Source organism: Pseudemcibacter sp., from assembly GCF_965661635.1.
GTDB lineage: Bacteria > Pseudomonadota > Alphaproteobacteria > Sphingomonadales > Emcibacteraceae > Pseudemcibacter.
In genome coordinates this window covers 1-21529 of record NZ_CBFIEP010000025.1, presented here as the reverse complement: position 1 = coordinate 21529, position 21529 = coordinate 1, and the positions used below count along the sequence as shown (strand labels likewise).

20 protein-coding genes and 1 tRNA gene are annotated in these 21529 nt (G+C 38.5%); 9 read left to right on the top strand and 12 right to left on the bottom strand.

The genetic code is table 11. The features are described 5' to 3' along the window. From ACTF6W_RS01760 to ACTF6W_RS01740, 5 genes are all read left to right on the top strand, one after another. Nucleotides 1-877 (top strand): SLC13 family permease (locus ACTF6W_RS01760; protein WP_438992818.1); only part of this gene is annotated, 877 nt, incomplete at its 5' end. Between the two features lie 235 nt (nt 878-1112). Further along, nucleotides 1113-2783, top strand: a complete 1671-nt coding sequence (locus ACTF6W_RS01755) for an alanine/glycine:cation symporter family protein (protein WP_438992817.1) — start codon at nt 1113-1115, stop codon at nt 2781-2783. Nucleotides 2784-3139: 356 nt separating this feature from the next. Then, nucleotides 3140-3751: a cold-shock protein gene (locus tag ACTF6W_RS01750; RefSeq protein ID WP_438992816.1), complete on the top strand. Its 612-nt coding sequence runs from the start codon at nt 3140-3142 to the stop codon at nt 3749-3751. Between the two features lie 118 nt (nt 3752-3869). Then, complete coding sequence (locus ACTF6W_RS01745) at nt 3870-4364, top strand: DUF192 domain-containing protein (protein ID WP_438992815.1); 495 nt, start codon at nt 3870-3872, stop codon at nt 4362-4364. Between the two features lie 86 nt (nt 4365-4450). Further along, a tRNA-Thr gene (locus tag ACTF6W_RS01740) sits at nt 4451-4527 on the top strand. 24 nt (nt 4528-4551) lie between these two features. Here the strand turns inward: ACTF6W_RS01740 and ACTF6W_RS01735 are convergent. Then, on the bottom strand, nt 4552-5700 hold the full coding sequence (locus tag ACTF6W_RS01735) for a glycosyltransferase (RefSeq protein WP_438992814.1): 1149 nt from the start codon (nt 5698-5700) through the stop codon (nt 4552-4554). Between the two features lie 2 nt (nt 5701-5702). Continuing rightward, nucleotides 5703-7589 (bottom strand): XrtA/PEP-CTERM system amidotransferase, encoded by a 1887-nt coding sequence (locus tag ACTF6W_RS01730; RefSeq protein WP_438992819.1) that lies wholly within the window; start codon nt 7587-7589, stop codon nt 5703-5705. A gap of 100 nt (nt 7590-7689) precedes the next feature. On the opposite strand from ACTF6W_RS01730, the gene mtnA reads away from it, so the two are divergent. Together mtnA and ACTF6W_RS01720 are read left to right on the top strand one after the other, a co-directional pair. Next, complete coding sequence (gene mtnA, locus ACTF6W_RS01725; protein WP_438992813.1) at nt 7690-8763, top strand: S-methyl-5-thioribose-1-phosphate isomerase; 1074 nt, start codon at nt 7690-7692, stop codon at nt 8761-8763. Further along, a complete protein-coding gene (locus ACTF6W_RS01720; RefSeq protein WP_438992812.1) occupies nt 8763-10334 on the top strand; it encodes an amidase in 1572 nt (523 codons plus the stop codon). The genes mtnA and ACTF6W_RS01720 overlap by 1 nt, the downstream gene beginning before the upstream one ends. A gap of 2 nt (nt 10335-10336) precedes the next feature. On the opposite strand, the gene ACTF6W_RS01715 is transcribed toward ACTF6W_RS01720, so the two are convergent. The 3 genes from ACTF6W_RS01715 to ACTF6W_RS01705 form a co-directional block, all read right to left on the bottom strand. Further along, a complete protein-coding gene (locus ACTF6W_RS01715) occupies nt 10337-10627 on the bottom strand; it encodes a hypothetical protein (protein WP_438992811.1) in 291 nt (96 codons plus the stop codon). Nucleotides 10628-10860: 233 nt separating this feature from the next. Beyond that, nucleotides 10861-11091 carry a hypothetical protein gene (locus ACTF6W_RS01710; RefSeq protein ID WP_438992810.1) on the bottom strand — a complete coding sequence of 77 codons (231 nt, stop codon included), beginning with the start codon at nt 11089-11091 and terminating at the stop codon, nt 10861-10863. 71 nt (nt 11092-11162) lie between these two features. Then, nucleotides 11163-11882, bottom strand: a complete 720-nt coding sequence (locus ACTF6W_RS01705; protein ID WP_438992809.1) for a hypothetical protein — start codon at nt 11880-11882, stop codon at nt 11163-11165. Nucleotides 11883-11996: 114 nt separating this feature from the next. Here ACTF6W_RS01705 and ACTF6W_RS01700 point away from each other — a divergent pair, with 114 nt between their 5' ends. After that, nucleotides 11997-12911, top strand: coding sequence for an AEC family transporter (locus tag ACTF6W_RS01700; protein ID WP_438992808.1), 915 nt, complete (start codon nt 11997-11999; stop codon nt 12909-12911). A gap of 3 nt (nt 12912-12914) precedes the next feature. Here the strand turns inward: ACTF6W_RS01700 and phoU are convergent, their stop codons facing one another. The 4 genes from phoU to pstC are packed head-to-tail and all read right to left on the bottom strand — an operon-like array spanning nt 12915 to nt 17139. Beyond that, nucleotides 12915-13619: a phosphate signaling complex protein PhoU gene (phoU, locus tag ACTF6W_RS01695; protein WP_438992807.1), complete on the bottom strand. Its 705-nt coding sequence runs from the start codon at nt 13617-13619 to the stop codon at nt 12915-12917. 17 nt (nt 13620-13636) lie between these two features. Continuing rightward, nucleotides 13637-14443 (bottom strand): phosphate ABC transporter ATP-binding protein PstB, encoded by an 807-nt coding sequence (gene pstB / locus ACTF6W_RS01690; RefSeq protein WP_438992806.1) that lies wholly within the window; start codon nt 14441-14443, stop codon nt 13637-13639. A gap of 4 nt (nt 14444-14447) precedes the next feature. Continuing rightward, a complete protein-coding gene (pstA, locus tag ACTF6W_RS01685) occupies nt 14448-15776 on the bottom strand; it encodes a phosphate ABC transporter permease PstA (protein ID WP_438992805.1) in 1329 nt (442 codons plus the stop codon). Beyond that, nucleotides 15769-17139, bottom strand: a complete 1371-nt coding sequence (gene pstC, locus ACTF6W_RS01680; protein ID WP_438992804.1) for a phosphate ABC transporter permease subunit PstC — start codon at nt 17137-17139, stop codon at nt 15769-15771. Before pstC ends, pstA begins: the two co-directional genes overlap by 8 nt. A 172-nt stretch (nt 17140-17311) precedes the next feature. Here pstC and ACTF6W_RS01675 point away from each other — a divergent pair, with 172 nt between their 5' ends. Then, on the top strand, nt 17312-17719 hold the full coding sequence (locus ACTF6W_RS01675) for a carboxymuconolactone decarboxylase family protein (RefSeq protein ID WP_438992803.1): 408 nt from the start codon (nt 17312-17314) through the stop codon (nt 17717-17719). Nucleotides 17720-17732: 13 nt separating this feature from the next. Here ACTF6W_RS01675 and ACTF6W_RS01670 read toward each other — a convergent pair whose 3' ends face one another. The 3 genes from ACTF6W_RS01670 to ACTF6W_RS01660 form a co-directional block, all read right to left on the bottom strand. Then, a complete protein-coding gene (locus ACTF6W_RS01670) occupies nt 17733-19142 on the bottom strand; it encodes a serine hydrolase domain-containing protein (RefSeq protein WP_438992802.1) in 1410 nt (469 codons plus the stop codon). A 181-nt stretch (nt 19143-19323) separates the two neighbouring features. Further along, entirely contained in the window at nt 19324-19761 is a 438-nt protein-coding gene (locus tag ACTF6W_RS01665; RefSeq protein ID WP_438992801.1) for a tetratricopeptide repeat protein, read from the bottom strand. Nucleotides 19762-19840: 79 nt separating this feature from the next. Then, complete coding sequence (locus ACTF6W_RS01660) at nt 19841-21322, bottom strand: sodium:solute symporter family protein (protein WP_438992800.1); 1482 nt, start codon at nt 21320-21322, stop codon at nt 19841-19843. Nucleotides 21323-21529 lie beyond the last annotated feature (207 nt).

Below are 21529 nucleotides of genomic sequence, written 5' to 3'. Positions count from 1 at the left end.
TCTATCTGATACTGGTGGTGTTGCAACACTTGTAGGTGATCCACCGAACCTAATGATTGGTTCTGCTGCGAATATCTCATTTAATACTTTCCTTATTCATATGGGTCCTCCGGTTCTTGTTGCTTGGGTTGCGGTGCTTGTTGCGCTTAAATATCTATTCAAAGAAGAACTCGCTGAGAAGCCAAAAGACTGGCAAGATATTGAAGAAATTCCGATTACTAACAAAAAAGTTTGGTATTCAGCGGTTGCAATTCTCGGTCTAATGACTGTGTTATTTATGGCTCATGGTGCCCTTCATATGGAACCTTGGGAAGTATCAGCACTTGGTCTAACACTATTATTCTTTGCTAGCCGTCACATTGAAGTGGATGAGTCATTAGAGCAAGTTGAGATATCACTTCTTCTCTTCTTTATCTCACTCTTCATTCTAATTGGTGGTGTTGAGCACAGTAAATTCCTCGAATTTATTGGTACACAAATTCTTCCGTTGGTTCGGGAAGACTTGTTGCTTGCATCAGTACTTCTTATGTGGGTAGCTGCTATTCTTTCTGCAGCGATTGATAATATTCCGTTCACTGCGGCAATGATTCCAATTATTCTTGGTCTTGAAACACAAGGTATTAACGTGTCACCGCTTTGGTGGTCACTTGCTATCGGTGTTGGTATGGGTGGTAACGGTACACACATTGGTTCAACAGCCAACGTTTATATTGTTACAATTTCCGAACGTCTTGCACGTGAAACAGGAAATCCAAAAATGGCAATTACGCCTGGATTATGGATGAGAAAAGGTCTGCCAATTATGTTCTTAACATTGGTCCTTTCAAGTATCCTGTTCTATATATTCTTTGATTGGTTTACAGCTCCTGTAAACTAGGATTGGATAAAAATATTTTATTAAAACCCGGTCTTTATGGCCGGGTTTTTTTATGTTTTGGAAAAAATCTATTCTTAAGTCTTAAAAAATACATTTACCGGAATATTTCCAGTTAGCTTAAAAAAATATATTAAATCCTATACCTTGGGGCAGAATCTCTATAAAGTTTACCCTTCAAATAAATATATAAGTCATAAATTGACAGTACCAATTGTTATTAAAATAGAGGGATTAAATGTTAGCAATAAATGATTTTTTGATATTCATTGATGGATATCTGGGTAGTTCTCCGTGGTTTCCATATTACTTGTTGGGTATAGGTTTATTCTTTACCATATATTTAAAATTCCCACAGATTAGATTTTTTAAGCATGCTTGGAGCGTGCTGTTTGACCCCGAAGAGAAAAGTAAAGCTGGCGGGGAAACATCACATTTTCAAGCGATGTCGATGGCGCTTTCTGGAACCATTGGTACCGGGAATATGGGGGGCGTTGCTCTTGCTATTTACTTAGGGGGACCAGCGGCCATTTTCTGGATGCTGATGACGGCAGCGATGGGGATGACGACAAAATTTGTTGAAGTATCCCTTTCTCATAAATACAGGATTACGACTGATGATGGCACTGTTGCGGGTGGCCCAATGTATGTGATGGACCGAGGACTTGGTTGGAAACCTCTCGCTATTGTGTTTGCAGCGGCGGTTGTCTTAAGTTCGTTTGGTTCAGGTAGTATGCCTCAGGTCAATAATATTGCGCAGGTCATGAACAGTACCTTTGGTATTGAAATGTGGATCAGTGGCCTTGTCCTTTCCGCTTTGCTCGCATTTGTTATTATTGGCGGAATAACACGTATCGCAAGCTTTGCTTCGCGTGTTGTTCCTTCGATGGCGGTATTATATTTGATTGGATCATTTTGTGTGATCATAACCAATTACGATCAGGTTATTCCATCTTTCGTATCAATCTTTGCTGATGCGTTTACAGGGACGGCAGCCGTAGGTGGCTTTATTGGTGGGGTGTTTGCACAGGCCTTTAGTATTGGCGTGGCACGTGGTCTTTTCTCCAATGAAGCTGGGCAGGGGTCTTCAGCTATTGCGCATGCTTCCGCGATTACAGAAGAGCCAGTATCTGAAGGTATGGTTTCGTTACTAGAGCCGTTCATTGATACGATTATGATTTGTACACTTACAGGATTGGTTATTCTTTCCTCAGGTGCTTGGACGGAAAAATATGAAAATACATTCCAGGCGGCTGATTTCAGCATTATAGCCGGAGAATATTCAGAAGATAATGCAGCACAGAAAACCGAACTTTTTGAACATTTAAATGGACTGCCAGGATCAACCGTTGAAAAGTTAACCGGTGAGATTGAAGTTATTGGTGGTAAAATGGTTTCTGGCGGAGCGACAATTATTAATGCTCGTTCCTTTGCAGAAGACGTCGTTTTCTCAAAAGAAAATGACAGTGGTGAGTTAATACCAATTACTGGAAAGCTTGCAGTATCTAATGGTAATCTTGAAGATGGCAGCGTTGTCGTAAACGGGAAGTCCTTAGTGCATTCAGCGACGCTTACGAGCATGGCATTTACAAAAAGCTTCCTTGGTGAAAATGGAAAATACATTGTCGCTATATCACTCACATTATTTGCCTTTTCTACGGCTGTTGCCTGGTCATATTATGGAGACCGCGCAATAACCTATTTATTGGGTGCTAAGGCCGTAATGCCATACCGCTGCGTGTATGTGATTGGTTTCTTCGTAGCGGCTATTTCTGATACGGCTATCATTTGGACTATTGCCTTAATTACCGTAGCGTTAATGACCATACCCAATGTGATATGTATGTTTATGATGCGTAAAGAAGTCAAAGAAATGGTTGAAGATTATTCTGCAAAGATAAATAAGTAACCATTTTTAAACAATCTTAAGTTGAAAAGGACTGCTTTTTCGCAGTCCTTTTTTTTGTTAATGCCCATAATGAGGTGTGTACTAAAATTAACCTTTTATTAATAAATTTATTAATACAATAGTTTTTATATTAGTAATCTCTTGATTTGATGGCTTTTTTTTAATAAACTTTTAAAACATGTGGCGGGAACTAAAGTTCAATATGTTAATTTTTTAAAAAATTAGAGAATATGATAGCGATTTAGAGCAAGTTTTTGTTTTTTAATAACCTCGTTTAGGTTGCAGAGGTTATCTCAAGGTGTTGAAAATAAAAGCTTTAAGTAATTAAATAGTTATTTTATGGGAAGTATAAGAAGATGAGTAGCAGCGCAATTAAAGATGTGACGACTGATAGTTCGGAAGAACTAAAAGTGGGGTCAGCAAATGTTACTGAAGACCAAGGGGGTGCTTCGACATCAGAACACTTTGATGAGATTGTTGGTAAAATCAAGTGGTTTGATGACGTAAAAGGGTATGGCTTTATTGAAGCTGATGATCAAGAGAATCGTGATAAAGGTGATATTCTAGTTCACTTCTCAATTCTTAAAGAACATGAACGTGGTTCCCTTCCAGAAGGTGCAAAAGTAGTTTGTTTATCTGCAAACAGACCAAAAGGTAGACAAGCGGTTAAAATTCTTAGTTTTGATCTCTCGACTGCAGTTGAAAAGCCAGAAACGGAAAGCAATTTCAATATCGATGAAAGTGATTATTCTGACGAGGATTATGTTGATGTAACCGTGAAATGGTTTAACAAAGTTCGTGGGTATGGCTTTGTAAATCGTGGTGATGGCGGACAAGATATCTTTGTACATATGGAAGTATTACGTCACTATAACATGGATCAACTTACACCTGGTGAAACACTTTCAGTTGTTGTTGGTGATGGTGAACGTGGATTGATGGTAAACGCTATCAGAAAAGAAACATAATTTCTGACTTACATTTCAGCTTTATTTAAATACACAAGTTTGGCCTTTAAATTGCCATTCTTTCCTGTCATTATGTCTTCTGATGATTGAATAGGTCATCATAAGAAAGGAAAGAAATATGAGTTCAACTGTCTTTGCGTCAAGAATGCAAAAAATTATTGTTATAAATTTATTTACCGCGTTCTTTATTCTCTTTTCGCAAAATTCTCATTCACAAGAAAAATTCCCTACGGGCGAACTAACGGTTAAAACCCAAGACACCAGTTATGATTTTGATATAGAGTTAGCATTAGATGATAGCCATCGTCAGTATGGTCTAATGTTTCGCACAAACCTTCCTGAAATGAATGGAATGTTATTCATTTATGAAGAGAAAAAACGCATCAGTATGTGGATGAAAAATACCTTTATTCCACTTGATATTCTTTTTATTGATGATGATGGTAAAATCATTCGGATTGCGAAATCACAACAGCCTCGATCACTATCATTAATACGTTCCGGTGGTGAAGCCAAAGCCGTACTAGAGCTTAATGGCGGGCTTACAGATAAGTTGAATATTGCCGTTGGAGATGAGATCATCTATCCAACATTTGGAAATATGAAAAAATAGTGATTTTTACGAAAATAACTCTTGCACCAACTCGTTGCATCGCGTATTAACCCAACCACAATTTGTTTTCAAATTGTTTCTTCGGTCGGGGAGTGGCGCAGCCTGGTAGCGCAACTGTTTTGTGTACAGGGGGTCGCAGGTTCAAATCCTGTCTCCCCGACCATTTAATTTCAAAAATGAATATATTTTACGAAATTGCTTCTTGATAAATTGCAAATTGTTTTTTGGCGACATTATGCCAACGAAACTCTTTCACTGTTTTTGCAATTTCTTCGCGGTTCCAATTGGTTTCTTTTACTTTTTCCAACGCATTTAAAAGATTATATTCGTCTCTTTCTTTCAGAAGAAGACCATTATGTTCATTAATCACTTCTGGGATACCACCAACGTTTGTTGCAACGACTGGCGTTCCGACCGCAAGGCTTTCTAGAACAACATTCGGCATTCCTTCCATAGAAGACATTAGTATTGTTGCTGTTGCGCCGGCATAAAATTCGGCTAATTTTTTCTGATCTAAATGTTTGATCATTTGCACTCGTCCTTGAATACCCAAATCTTTAGCTTGTTTTTTCAAATCGGATCTTTGCTCGCCATTGCCGACTATTATCAAACGCTGCTTAGGCATTTCAAAGAATGTATTTAATGTAATATGATGGCCTTTTAAGGGAACGAGATTGCCGACAGTAAGATAGTATTCTTCTCTTAAAGGATTAATCGGAGCCTTGGTATTAAAGCATTCCGGATCAACACCATTATAGATCACTACCAATTTTTTTTCTTCTACACCATAACTAAGTAATGCTTCTTTAAGTGCACGGCTAACGCAAATAACCTTCTCGGCATAGTCAATGGCATCAAGAATTTTTTCACGGGCTTTCTTATCATCCATCCAGTAATTAACGTCGCTGCCTCGTGCCGTCAGTATAAGCGGTTTTTTATGGGCTTTCGCTACAATAGATGCCGCTACACCATCAGGATATAGAAACTGACCATCTACAAAATCAAAGGAATTATCGGTGTCATATATTTGCTCGATAATTTCTTCTGCTGCCTTGGCCATAGATGTTGCATTATCAATAAAATATCCACCAGGAAAAGTGATAAACTTAGGGTGATAAACATCAATACCTTCCTGGTTTTCATATTCAGGAAGTGCTTCATACTTTTGGTATTTTTTGAAAACCTTCCTTAAAGGTGGGCAATGTGGGACGGGCGCAATGACTTTGCGATTAAAATTTTCTAACTCGTCCAAAGCATTCAATCGATTTTTAATAAAAATACCGTGGCGGGGTTCAAGTTCATTTGGATAAAGGGTGGTTATCGTCAGAACGTCCATTTTTAAGCGTGCCTTGCCAAAAACTGATCATACATCATCAATGTCCAAAGAGGTGCGCTATGATCTCTTAAGCCTGATTGGTGCTCGTTAATTAAGGTTGTTAAGTATCCTTGATCAAAATAGCCACTATCAAGCATTCTTTCACTTAAGACTGCGCTTTTTATTTTTTCTTTTAATTCATTTCTAAACCAGCTTTTTAGCGGAACACGGAAGCCCATTTTAGGACGGTACAGAATGTCGTGGGGCAAATCTTTCTCAAGCGATTTTTTGAATATATATTTTCCTTCACCGTTATTTAATTTAAATGAAGAAGGTAAAGTCGCTATCCAACCGACAAGTTCATGATCGAGTAATGGAACACGTACTTCAAGTGAATATGCCATAGAGGCTCTGTCAACTTTTGTTAAGATGTCGCCGGCTAGGTATGTTTTGATATCTAAATATTGGATCATTGAAAGCGGGTCATCCGTATCGGTTTCAGACGCATGCTTATTAAAAACTTCAAGGGCAGTGTAATCCTGAAGATCACTTTTCATTTTAGGGCTATAGAGCTTTTGTCTCATTTCCGGTTTTAAGATTGAAACACCATGAAAGTAACTTTCAACATGTGATCTTGCTATTCCTTGGAATGTGGTTTTTGCTCTGAAAATACGAGGTGCCCAGTCTGCTTTAGGATAGATTGACCCTAAAGTGCCAAAAATTGGTTTTCGAATGGCGGAAGGTATTTTGGATCTTAAGTTTTGCTCGAACATTTGTAATTTATAACGACGATAACCCGCTAAATGTTCGTCCCCGCCATCACCGAAAAGGGCAACGGTAACATTTTCGCGGGCAAGTTCGCAAACGCGGAAAGTTGGCAATGCTGAGCTATCAGCATAAGGTTCATCATAATAATCCATCAATTTGTCAACTAAGGAGAAATCGTTTGGATCAACAAATTTTGATTTATGGGATGTTTTATATTGTTCAGCAATTTGATCAGCATAATCAGATTCGTCAAAATCCGCCTGTTTAAAACCGATTGAACAAGTATTGACCGGATCAGCGCTATTTTTTGCCATATTGGCAACGACGGCGCTTGAATCAACCCCGCCTGATAAAAATGCACCAAGCGGAACATCAGCCCGCATTCTAATGCGCACGGCTTCTTCAACACGGGCATCTAATTCTCTCGACGCATCATTGAATGACCCTTTATAATCAGAATTAAATTCAATATTCCAATATTGATTATTCTCAATTCTGCCTGTCATGGTATTTATAAGTAGCGTATGACCCGGTTCTAGTTTCATGACGTTTTTATAAATAGTATGGGGCTCAGGAACATACCCTAAGGCGAAATACTCTTCCGTACTTTCTGTTCTGAGACTTGAATTAAAATTTGGATGTAGTTTTAAAGATTTTAGCTCAGAGCCAAATACAAAAGTATCACCGGATAATTGCGCGTAAAATAAAGGTTTTATACCCAGCCTGTCTCGGGCGATGAACACTTCATTATTTTGTTTATCGTGGATAGCATAGGCAAACATGCCGCGAATTCGTTCGACACTTTTTGGTCCCCAGGCATGATATGCTTGAAGTATAACTTCGGTATCACTGCTTGTTTTAAATTGATAACCTAGTGCTTTTAATTCTTCTCGTAACTCAGGAAAATTATATATTTCACCATTATAAGTAATTGTGACGCGGTCATCAGATGTGGTCATAGGTTGATGACCACCTGCAAGGTCGATGATTGATAATCGGCGATGGCCGAACGCGATGCCAACTGAAATATAAGCCGCAGAGCCATCGGGCCCTCGATGTTCAATAACATCAGTCATTAGTTTTAATAAATCTTCCGATGGAGTTTGACCGGAAAAATTAATGATCCCTGCGATACCGCACATACTTATTCGCCCATTTTTTGAAAGCATTATTTGCCTTTATACTAAAGAACATATTAGATTATGAAAAGATATAAACTGTTCAATCATAAGGAAAATTATTTTGCCTCCTGTAAATCTTATTGCTAGCGACTTACCCCTTTCCGTGGAATGGAAAGAAGAGGGGCTTTTTATTTTGGATCAAACAAGACTTCCTCATGATGTCATAATAGAAAAACATGATAATGCGGAGCAAGTTTGGCACACAATACAGCAATTAAAAGTGAGAGGGGCACCAGCCATCGGGGTCGCTGCCGCTTATGGCTTATGTGTAGAGCTTAAAAAATATAAAGATTTATCACCGGATGAATTTATTCAAAAAACAATTAATGTAGCACGCTATCTTGATAGTTCGCGGCCCACAGCTGTTAATTTAAATTGGGCGATGAAGCGTATGGTTGGTGCAATCATGGAAATGAAAGTCGTAAGTGCTTCTGAATTATATAAGAAATTAATAGTGGAAGCGGAAGCAATTCATGAGGAAGATCGGCAAATCAGCTATGGTCTCGCTAAAATGGGAAGCGATTTGATAAAAGAAAATATGGGCGTCATGACTCATTGTAATGCAGGGTCGCTCGCGACCTCTATCCTTGGGACGGCGACGGCGCCGATGTATCTAGCGCATCATGATGGGATAAAGTTTAAAGTTTATGCTAATGAAACCAGGCCACTATTTCAGGGCACACGATTAACATCATGGGAATTGGATAAAGCAGGAATTGATGTGACATTGATTACAGATAGTATGGCTGCGCATATGATGGCATCAGGCGAAATTGATTTGGTTATTGTCGGAACAGATAGGGTCGCTGCAAATGGCGATGTTGCCAATAAAATTGGAACGCTTGGGGTTGCTATTCTCGCAAAATATTTTGATATCCCATTTTATGTTGCGTGTCCGTCATCGACAATTGATATGAATACACCGAGCGGTAAAGACATTCCAATAGAAGAGCGTAGCGGTGATGAAATCACGACCATTTTAGGGAACCCAGTCGCAGCAAAAAATACTAAAACCAGAAGTCCAGCTTTTGATGTAACGCCCAATGAATTAGTGACAGGTATAATTACAGAAAATACCATAATAACAAGACCTTACGATAAAGGGTTAAAGGATTATTTTAAGGAGAAAAAATAATGATTAAGGGAGTTAAAATTGTATTTTTATCATTATTATTCTGTTCACAATTAGCTACCGCACAAATTGCCGATTTTGAGCTTGATGAAATTACCGTTTTGGAACTTAATAATGCCTTTCAAAGTGGTGAGTATACATCCGTAAAGGTGGTAGAGCTTTACTTGGAAAGAATAGAAAAGCTGAATAAAAATGGCCCACACCTTAATGCGGTTATATCTATAAACCCTGATGCGTTGGAAACGGCGGCGGCACTTGACAGAGAGCGTAAAAATGGCAACGTTAGGGGGCCTTTGCATGGTATTCCTGTGCTTCTAAAAGATAATATTGATACAAAGGATAATATGCCGACGACGGCGGGCTCGTTGGCGTTAAAAGAGAACTATGCAAAAGAAGATTCACCGTTAGCGTCAAGTTTGCGAGAAGCGGGTGCGATCATTTTAGGAAAAACAAATTTAAGTGAATGGGCGAATTTTAGGTCGACTAATAGTTCAAGTGGTTGGAGTGGTATGGGAGGGCAAACAAGAAACCCATATTTACTAACCGCAAATACATGTGGATCAAGTTCCGGATCCGGTGTCGCAGCCGCAGCAAATTTAGCAACATTGACGATAGGAACGGAAACGGACGGCTCAATAGTTTGTCCCGCCGCTTATAATGGCGTAGTTGGCATTAAGCCGACCGTAGGACTTGTTAGTAGAACAGGGATTATTCCCATAGCGGCTGCTCAAGATACTGCAGGACCAATGACCAGAAGTGTTGCTGATGCAGCTTATCTGCTTACAACAATGGTTACGAAAAACCCTGAGGACCCTGTCACATTAAAACAACCGCAGATAAAAATTAAATATGAAAACTATTTAAATAAAGGTGGCTTAAAGGGAAAAAGGATCGGTGTCATTAGAACCCCATTTCGGATGCATGACGATTTACCAAAGATTTTTGATGATAGCATCAATATTATGAAAGCAAGTGGAGCGGTAATTGTTGACAACATTGAATTTGGTGACCGTGACGGGATTGGGGAAGCAGAAGGAATTGTCCTTCGTTACGAATTTAAGCATTATTTGAATGCTTATTTAGAAAATACGCCTGGGACAGTGAAAACAAAAACGCTCGCTGATTTAATTGCTTTTAATATAGAAAACCAATCCACTGAAATGCCTTACTTTAAGCAAGAAACTTTTATCCGTTCAGAAGAGAAGGGGCCGATAACTGATAAAGACTATTTAGATGCATTGTCGAATAGTAAAAATGCGATGCAAAAGCTTATAGATGAATTGATGGATAAGCATGACCTTAATTTAATTGTGATGCCATCGCGGAACCCTGCGAATAGTCAAGATCTTATTAATGGTGACCATCCAAGCGGAGGGGGAACATCCTCCTATGCTGCTGTTAGCGGATATCCGTCGATAACAGTTCCGATGGGATACATTCATGTTCTTCCAGTCTCGTTATCATTTGTAGGGCGAGAATATAGCGAAGCGCTATTAATTGAAGCTGCATATGCATATGAACAGGCTAGTCAAGCACGTAAAAAACCTAAATTTTTGAAATATTTATATAAATGACTTTAGTCGCGCGTATCAAGAAATTCTATAAACTCGATAAGTCTTCGTCGGTTTAAGTTTTTACCGTAAGCAAGTTGAGGTATGTTCATATACTGAATTTTCTCTAAGCCGGAATTTTCATATTTTCTGACCATTCTCCTCATTTCTCTTTCCAAATTATTATCACTACCAGATATAAAAACATATCTGTTATTTTTCATTTCTTCGATCGTATTAGGAATATCATTTTTCCAATTAATCGGTAAACAAGACGTATAAATGACGCCCTTGAAAATTGTTGGATAAAATTGCATCGCTGCGCTAGCTGATATACAGCTTTCCATTATAGAGGATATATATATGCGATCTGTGTTTATTGGGTATTTTATATCTATAAATGCCGTTGATAATACTGAAAGTAGCATTTCTTTATTTGGTGTAAGTCGTCCTGTTTTATTTAAAGAGATCCAAATTAAATTCTTTTCTTTTAAAGCTGTATTCCATCCAAAAGGTAATATGGCCAGGTTCCTCTCAGTGATTTGAACTATTAGACCGGGGGATAAGCTGGGTCATAATTTTCAGGCACATGCACTGTCCATTTAATGCTTTCATCCGGGGCCAGTACTTCTTCATAATTAATCGCATACTCTTCGCCTAGAATCTCTGCACTGGTTGTATTAAATTCAAATTTCCCTGTTGTTCTAAGACGATCATCTTGCGCATAGCCAATAAGAGGTGTGCTTAATATAAATATGATGAGGATAATTCTATAAAACATAAAGTTGCCGAAATTTTTGTATTTTAAAAACGATGTCACAGTCATACCCTATATTGATAGGACTGTAGAAACTATCCGTCTAAAAAATCGATAGATTCTGAGAAGCGCAATCTATTATATCTGCGTGCACCTTGAATAAAAAACAATTGTAATTTATCAACGCCGGCAGACTTAAATCTATAATAAGCTTCTCGGGTGCCTTGTGGAAAAGCGTTTCTTTCCCGTGTTACAAAAACAAAACCGTTATCCATAGAGCGTTTTATTTTTTCTCTTGCATTATCTTCCCATAATCTCTTTCCCATCAGTATTGCGCCTGTAAAAAGTTCTGGGTGATCTAAAGCAGTCCTACTCGCGGAGCGGCCTTCGCCTGTAATGTAAATTCTTGTTTTATCAATATTATAGTCTTTTTGAATTAAAGGTACAGAAGCCATGGCGAGCAATGTTTTTTGAAAAATAGATGAAGCATTATCTGATCTTGTGGAAGCTGCCCATATAAGATTTTTGTCTTTCATAACGCTTAACCAACCTGCAGGGGGGCGCACAAAATTTGGTGACCCTGCATAAACCATTATGCCTGGAGGGTTTTCAGAATTGTAATTTTCTGGCACCTGTATTTCCAACGCAATATTTTCATCTTTAGCAATTATTTCATTATAGAGTGATGATAATTCATCACCAAAAATTTCTTGAGAATTACTGACAATTTCAAATTGGCCTTTTTGATCTGCGAAAGCATTTGCACCTGCAAACCATATGATTAATATGATTGATATGAATAAACGTGTTTCCATTATTCATTTTTCCCTATACATTCATTTAATGGCAATTATGCACTGAAGACCTTCAATCACGCAATGGTTGTTAAGTAAATTCTTTGTGAGCGCCTTGGTTAGGGTATTTTTGTTATGCTTGATTTAGCGGTTTTAATTGCTCCTATTTTCCTGATTATTTTATTGGGAAGGGTTCTTCGAATTTCTCTTATTCAAGATGATCATATTTGGTTCAAAGTAAATTCACTTTCTTACTGGGTATTATTTCCAAGTCTTTTATTTAATAAAACATCGGTTATAGATTTAGGGGCCTTTTCGTTTGAATATTTTTCCTATGCCATTATAGGCGGTTTTGTTGCGGCTTTCGGTTTTTCGTTTTTCATAGGGAAAGTATTGAAAATAAAGGCAACATCTTTGACTTCTATATTACAGGGCAGTGGTCGACATAATTCTTTCGTGGCGCTTGCTATTGCTAGTCAATATTTAGGTGAGACAGGAGAGTTGATTGGCACGATTGCGGTCGCTTTACTCGTAACCTTTTCAAATTTAGTCACTGTTATAATGATGACTTATATGCTTAAGAGTAATGAGAGTAGCAAGCTTCTGTTATTAAAAGAAATTTCAAGAAACCCTTTTATTGTTGCAATATTATTAGGTCTGCTCTTTAATATGATGGGATTAGGGGGGCTACCTATTATTCATGAGCTAACCGGATCACTTGGTGGCGCGGCATTGACGCTCGCATTAATATGCGTTGGTGCGGGTTTAAGGTTTGGTCAATTGGGCGGTCATTCTATTGATGCAGTGTTGACAACTATTGCGAAATTAGTAATTTTCCCGCTAACGGTCTATTGGCTGGCTGTTTATTTTAATTTATCTAATGAAATGAAAGTCGTTGCGGTTATTTTTGCTACTGCTCCAACTTCATCAGCCGGTTATGCGCTTGCAAAACAAATGGGGGGAGATGCACCATTGATGGCAACTATTATTTCACTTCAAACCTTGTTATCAGTAATGGCTTTTCCGATTGCAATATTATTAGTTTCATAAAGTTTAGAATGACGTTTCGTTGCTTAAGTCACCTTTAGGTCTTACCATTTCAATAGTCCGGCCTTCTATAATATAATATATAATTTCTGCTATATTCGTTAGATGATCACCGGCACGCTCAACATTTTTTGCAATAAATAATAAATGAGTAGCGCTTGTGATTGATCTTGGGTTTTCCATCATATGCGTTAGTAACTCTCTGAAGAAACTATCGTATAAATTATCCACGGCTAAGTCGCGTGTCCATACGGATATGGCTTTATCGGCGTCCTTCGTATTGTAAGCATCAATTACATCTTCCGTCATATCGTTGATTATGGAAATCATTTGACTGATGACGGTGGTGTTAGCCACAAATTGCTTCTCTTCATTAATGACGGGAACACGTTTTGATAAGTTCTTGGCGTAATCACCAATTCTTTCGAGTGCATTACAGATTTTAATCGCGGATATTATTTCGCGTAAATCGTCTGCCATTGGAGAACGTGTAGCAATCAATTCTATGGCTTTTTGTTCTATTTCTTGTTCTATTTGGTCGACAATTGCATCACGATCTTTTACGCTACTCGCTAATTTAAGATCTCTTTCAACCAAGGCTTTTTCTGCATTATTGAACTGTTCTTGAACAAGTTTCGCCATTTCAACTATTTTTTGACGTAAATTCTTAATATCTTCGCCAAATGAGCTAACAATATGTGAATTAGGCATGATGAATTCCTTCGGTTTTAACCATAACGACCCGTAATATAATCTTTTGTTTTTTCATGTCTAGGATTAGTGAAGATGGTCGTCGTGTCGCCCATTTCCATTAGTTTTCCTAAATGAAAAAATGCTGTTTTTTGTGATATTCTTGCGGCCTGCTGCATTGAATGTGTAACAATTACAATTGCATACCTTGTTTTTAAATCTTCTATAAGCTCTTCGATAATAGCGGTGGCGATTGGGTCAAGGGCAGAACATGGTTCATCCATTAAAATGACCTCTGGTTCAATTGCAATCGTTCTTGCTATACAAAGCCTTTGTTGCTGTCCACCTGACAAAGACGTTCCTGATTCATCTAGTCTATCATGTACCTCATTCCAAAGACCCGCCTTTTTTAAGCTTGATTGAACGATGTCGTCTAAATCATTTTTATTCTTAGCAATGCCATGTAGTCTTGGGCCATAAGCAATATTATCATAAACAGATTTTGGAAATGGGTTTGGTTTTTGAAATACCATTCCGACACGAGCCCGAAGTTGCACAACATCAAGAGCTTTATCATTTATATTTTGATTATCAAGCGTGATTGTTCCTTCTACTCTGCAAATGTCTATCGTATCATTCATCCTGTTCAAGCAACGTAAGAAAGTTGATTTACCACATCCTGAAGGACCAATTAGTGCCGTGACCTGATTTGGATTAATATCAAGACTGATGTCTTTGAGTGCATGATTTTCACCATAAAAAACATTAACTTTTTTAGCAGAGATTTTAGGGCTATTGGCCGTCATTTTGTTTTCCAAGTTATCATTTACATTAAATACATTCATAAGCTTACTGTTTTTTCTCAAATCTATGTCTAAGCCAAATGGCCAAACTATTCATTATGATAAGAAATAATAGCAATACCATAATTGCTGCGGACGTTTTTTCAAGAAATCCTCGTTCTGGGCTGTCTGCCCATAAAAAGACTTGTACGGGCAGGACAGTTGCGGCTTCGGTTATGCTACTGGGCGTATCAACAATAAACGCTACCATTCCAATCATCAATAATGGGGCTGTTTCGCCAAGAGCCTGTGCCATTCCAATAATAGAGCCTGTCATTATACCTGGCATACTAAGGGGTAACACCTGATGAAATACAGTTTGCATTTTTGAAGCACCTAAACCAATTGCTGCTTCTTTAATAGATGGCGGAACGGCTTTTATTGCTGCACGCGCCGTAATAATGATGGTAGGCAATGTCATTAACGCGAGCGTTAATCCACCGACAAGTGGAGCGGATCTAGGCAATTCCATAATATTAATAAAAATAGCCAGTCCTAAAAGACCAAAAATAATTGAGGGAACAGCTGCTAAATTATTAATATTAATTTCAATTAGGTCCGTAAAGCGGTTTCTTGGTGCGAATTCTTCTAAGTAAATAGCGGAACCAACTCCGACAGGAAAAGATATCACAAATGTAACTAGTAAAGTCAGCAATGAACCAACAGTGGCGCTCCAGATGCCAGCGAGTTCTGGTTCTCTACTGTCACCAGATGTAAAGAATGACCAATTAAAGCCTTGAATTATTTTGCCTTCCTGAATGAATTGATCAATCCATTGTAATTGTTGATCAGAAATTTTGCGGTCACCCTCTATTATTTCTCGTGAAATTTTACCTTTAATCAGCATGTCTACATCACTAGATGCTTTTAGGTTCATCGTAACGGTTTCACCTATTAAGTTATGATCATTTAATAATGAGTTACGAATTTCTGTCTGTGCGCCAACACTAAATAGTCGAAGCATCTCAAATATTTCACGTCTACTGGTTACATTGGGAAATTTTTCTCGCAGCGCATTAATTATCATTTGGTTAGCATTTATGGACGGAATATGCCGCCTTAATTCTTCATCGGACATTGATGAAAGATCACCGACAATGCGTTCATCCATATTTATATCAAGTGTAATTCGTGTTTCTTTAAAACCACTAACCCCTGTTATAAATACACTTGCTAAGACGACGAACAATGCCACTAAAGCAGATAGAAGTGATGCAATCGCAAACCCTTTAAAAATACGCTCTATAAGATATCGTTTTTTTAAACGATCTTTTTGCTCTTTAGAGTTCCAGTCAACTTTCGAAATATAAAGATTATCAGAGGAATTATCAGTCATATTCTTCCCTATATTTTCTTACGATATAAAGCGCAAAAGCATTTAGCGCTAAAGTTGTAATAAAAAGCGCTAATCCTAAGGCAAAGGCAGAAAGTGTTTTTGCACTGGCAAATTCTTGGTCTCCTGTAAGTAATGTAACAATTTGTACCGTAACTGTGGTTACGGCTTCAAGTGGGTTGATTGTTAAATTTGCGGCCATGCCAGCTGCCATGACCACGATCATTGTTTCACCGATCGCGCGTGAAGTGGCTAGTAATAGTGCCCCAACAATTCCGGGCAAAGCAGAAGGCAAGATAACTTTTATTGTTGTTTCAGTTTTGGTTGCTCCAAGACCTAAAGATCCTTCACGTAAGCTTTTAGGGACAACACTTATGACATCATCTGAAAGAGAAGATATTAGAGGAATAATCATAGCAGCCATCACGATACCTGCTGCAAGGGCACTTTCTGATGCAATTTCAAGACCGATTGCCTCACCAACATTGCGAATGAACGGGGCTACAACGAGTGCCGCTATAAACCCATAAACAACTGTAGGGATGCCGGCAAGGATTTCGAGAAGAGGCTTAGCAATATTTCTTATACGGTCACTTGCAAATTCAGCCATATATATGGCAGACATTAAACCTATCGGACCTGCTATAAACATTGCTATCGCCGTTATTAACATTGTACCTAAGAATAAAGGGACTGCGCCAAATGCCCCTGAGCTTCCGACTTGATCGATGCGAATAGCGGTTTGCGGGCTCCATTGTGTGCCAAAGACAAATTCAGTAATAGAAATTTGATCAAAGAAACGGATGCTTTCAAAAAGTAATGAAAAAACAATGCCAATTGTTGTGATAACGGCAATAACAGAAAAAATAACTAAAACTATTTTAATTATAAATTCCAAATTATTTCTTGAATTGATGTCGGGTTTGATATTGTTAAGAGTGCGAAACCCTGAAAAACAGCAAGCAGCTATCGCACTTAAGAAAAATGTCCATGCGATCCGCTCGGATGTTGTGATGTAATATTCTACATGTCTAAGGAGTTCTGGGTTAGGATTTGCACTTTCAAAGTATTCTTTTATTGAATTTAATAAGTTAGTAAGTTCAAAAGACGCTAAGTTTGCAGATTTTTCACCAAGATGAGAAATAAGAAGCTTATCAATAATATACCCTTCGCTTAACATCCAAATAGCAAGAATGCAAAAGCCCGGTATAAAACTGTTTATTCCTACCGAATAGCCATAATGAACGGGACGAGAATGTAGATTTCTTATATTACCTTTGACCATTAATAATGATTTATTTTTGCCTAACACAAAAAAGATAATCATTAATAATATCAAGATTAAGAATAGTGAAAACGTGCCCATTAATTAGCATACCATAAATATTTGAATTCTAATTCTTTATAATTTAATTGTAATCAAAAGGCTATAATTGATGGAGCCTTTTATCGATTTTGCTATGCTAAATTATAATAAATAAGTAAAAATGATTACAAAATTATGAAGTATCAGATGAATTATATGAAAGAGAATAGAAATGGCGACGATCAAACCAATTGACAACCTTGAGGAAAACCCAAGAGTTAAGGCGGTTTTTGATGATATTAGAGAAACAAGAAATTCTGATTTTATCAATAACATGTGGCAATATATAGCGCTTGATGAAGACCTTTTGGAACGCACATGGGCTGATGTCAAAAGAGTTATGGCTGAACCTTCTTTAATTGATCCTGTGACTAAGGAAATGATTTATATCGCCGTTTCTATTGCAAACAGCTGCACATATTGTGTTCATTCGCATACGGCAATGGCAAAAGCAAAAGGCATGACGGATGATCAACATGCTGAATTGATTAAAATTGTTTCATTAGCTGCTAGAACTAATCATATTGCAAACGGCATTCAAATCCCTATCGATGAAGTTTTTGAAGCAGAAAAACAGTAAAGGCTTATTGTTTTTATAAGGTATCTAAACCTTTTAAACTAAGTTTAAGCAGAACTTCTTCAATTGCATAAAGTGGAATGGTTGCTTTTGCTTTGCCCGGATCATCGCCTACACCCGTTATAAAGGTTATGATCCCATCTTTTTTGACGGGGTCAACCCAAAATTGGCCTTGTAATCCATAGGCGGAACCTAGATGCCCGTATAAAATTCTGCTTTCTGTGGATAGTCCCCAATCTTTTAAATCAACGATATGCGTGGATAAACCATATGCCGTCATCATGCCTTCTGCCGTTTTGTCACCTTCGACGGATTCACCGCCGGTATGCCCGTTATTAAGGTTAGAGTCATATTGCCATACTGTTTTCATCATTTCGGAAATTGATGATGTAGTTAAAACCTGTTCTCCGTTATGCATCCCTGCATTTAAAAGCATCTGCATGATTACGGCCAAATCACGTGATGATGCACGAAGACCGCCTTGCGGCGAGAATAGGGTAGGGTTTTGGCCTAACTTATAATTGTCTAAAGGTAATAAATCCGGAGTTTCACCGCGGGAATAGCTTTCACTTTCATAGTAGCAACGAATAGCGTCACCATCTACTTGCTCAACCCATGGGCCATCTGTATCCCAAGTTTCGCCGCCATCACCACGACGATAAAGTGTGGCAAGGCTTTCAAAATTATTTGGGTATAAAGTACACACACTAAAGCTTGATGAAAGTCCGAGTTTATCAAGCAGCCTTTCTTTAACGAAGGTATCCATGCGTTGACCGGAAACTTTTTCAGCGATACCTGATAAAATTCCGAAATTTAAATTTGAATATGTGAAATAACCACCTGGTCCTTGATTGGCTCCGTTGGCGAAATGATTTCCATTGTCATAATGTTGGGCACTTCGGTCGCTATTGCCTCCTGGAATAAAAAAGTCCTGGAAGTTTTCGGATGATCCCATGAAATAATAGGCACCATCACGAATGGAAGAAGTGTGAGAGACAACTTGTCTAGTTGTAATTATTTTGTCTGGGAAATTTGGATTTCTTAATGTGAAGCCTAAGTAATCTGAAACATCAGCATCTAAGTCTACTTTACCTTCTTCAACTAAAGTCATAAATGCAGCTGTAAGAACAAATTTAGATATCGAGGCAATTCTTACTTTATGGTCGTTGGTTAAAGGGATTGCCACATTTTCTAATCTTCGCGCCGCGCCTGCAGCATGTTCAAAGGCAATCTCGCCGTTTTTAATTAAAATCATTTGAACACCAGATATTTCAATAGGGGATGCTCCATCCAATTCAACAAGGTCAGTTAATTCAGACTTCAAATCTAATTGGGGATCGTTTTTATTCTTTATGCCTTCTTCGTTTGAGCAGGCACATAAAGTGATGGAGAAGAGAATGACGGTAAAAATGCGTGATAATGGCATTGTATAGGCCCATATTTTATAGCTTAAAGTGCGTGACCCTTTAAATCTATCAAGTTTATATCGCGAGGCAAGATAAAATAAATCTTGGAATTAAATAAATGACTGGTTATTTATTTAATGTACAAAACCACTAAATGAATGCTAATGAAATTATGAAAACAGAAGAAAACCTTACCCTTAATTAGTCCAACTTGGTCTGACGGGATACAGCATCTGAACCACGGCCATCCCATCCTTCTAGTCGAATGTAACCGATTACGAATAATGATTGTGGATATCCTGCATTCAATGCTTTTATTCTGTAAGGATCGCTTTCTTCATGAAGACCGGAATAGGCATAGGCACTTGCCAATTGGTAATTTAATCTGGGGTTTTCAGGATCGTTTGCAACCGCTTCTAAACATGCCTTAATTGCGGCGGGTTTATCCATGTCATCTTGTGTGACGCCATCTGTAATTCGTTCAGGATCATTAAAATGTGAGGCGAGAACATCACATTGCGTGATCTCGCGACTATAGTCATCTCGATTATAGGTTTTTATGTCATCAAATGGGCCAGCCATCGCGGAACTTAAGAAAGTAAATGATAAAGAGATCGAGAGTAATAATAATTTTAACATGTGTTTTCCTTAGGTTGTGCCGATGAATTGTTTTGATAATATGATATGCGGAATTTCTGGCTATGCCAAAAGTCATTAATCAGTAAAAAGTTTCTAAGTCTTCTTCTTCGCTGTGTTTTGTCATGAGTGAAATAATCACAAGTGTCGGTAGCGATATAGCCCATCCTAAATATGATGAAGTAAAGCCCATAGGTTCACCCATAACAGTCCAGATCACAGCAGATGAACCACCGAAGATGATGCTCCAGAAAGCGCCGGTTGCTGTGGCCCGTTTCCAAAAAAGTAACCCAAGCATTGGAAAGAATATCCCCGCCGCCCCGAAGGTATAAGCATAGAGTATCAAATCAAGAATGTTTGGAACAAGAAATGCGCAAGCAATTGTAAAGGCCCCTAAAATAATGGTAGAAATTCGTGCCACTTTGATCAATTGCGCGTCGCTGGCATTTGGGTTTAGTAATTTTTTATAGATATCATTTGTGAAAATGGCGACCGGGCCGATTAAGCAGCTATCAGCGGTGGACATAACGGTTGCGATATAGGCTGCAATGACAAGTCCACCTAACCCAACAGGCAGTAACGTCATAATCATATAAGGTGTAGCGAGTTCAGGATCGGCAAGTTCGGGCATTAAAATACGGGCAAACATTCCGACCATCGTGCTGCCGACCGCGAATAATGGCCATTCAATTGGAATGCCCGTTAAGAAGAAAGCACGCTGCGCCGTTTTAACATCACGTGCGGCAACGATGCGCTGCAATCCAACGATGGCAATAAACCAAATTGGGATAACGGCAAAAAACCAACCAAGAATTTGTTTCCAGCCCGCCGCCGTCCAATCAAGCATGGGTGCAGTATCAGGGTTCGCGGCAAGTGTATCCATCATGTTTCCAAAACCACCGACTTTAATAAGGCCAATAGGGACAAGAATAAAAACGATACCCACCATTAAAATTACCATTTGAAATACATCGGTATAGATCACAGCTTTAAGTCCCCCCATCGCCGTATAGGCAACGATAATAATACCGACAACAAGGGTAGCGATCGTCAGATCAAAATTCATAGTAGCTTGTAATAATTTTCCGCCGGCCATGATTTGACCACCAACAAATGCGGACCATGCAAGGCCAATAACAATTGCGGCAACGGTTCCTGTCTTTCGGTCATAGCGGGTTTCAAATAAATCGCCTGTGGTTAATCCCTTCATTTTATCAGCCCAGTTTTTTACTTTAGGGACCATTAAGAAAGACACCAAAACGATACTCAACGCCGATACGCCGATGAGCCAAGAAGCGGAAAAACCAAGTGTAAATCCAAGGCCGCCCATGGCGATGCTAAAACCACCACCGAGATCGCCGGCCGCCGTCGTGCTTGTGGTTTGGAAAAGGTTCATATCACGGTCAGCGGCAAGGAAGGATTCCGTTTCACCGCTTTCTGTTTTTGAGCGCATCGTAAAGACGCCGACCAAAAAAAGTATAAGAAAATAAAGCCCGATAGCCCCATAATCCAATAAATGTAAATCCCGCATTGACCACCCATTATGATTTTTTATTTTAATCATAGCACACTATTTTCCAATTGAAAAAAAAGTTGTGTTGGCTAGACTAAGGTGAAATTTTCTGGGAATTGTATCCCGTCAGACCAAGTTGGACTAATTAAGGGTATTGCATAAGAGAGTGTTTTTGTTTCATCGTAATGACGAAGGAACGAAGATGACACGTAAACACTCTAACAAATCAAATAGAACTGGAAGCGCGGAGAAGACGGT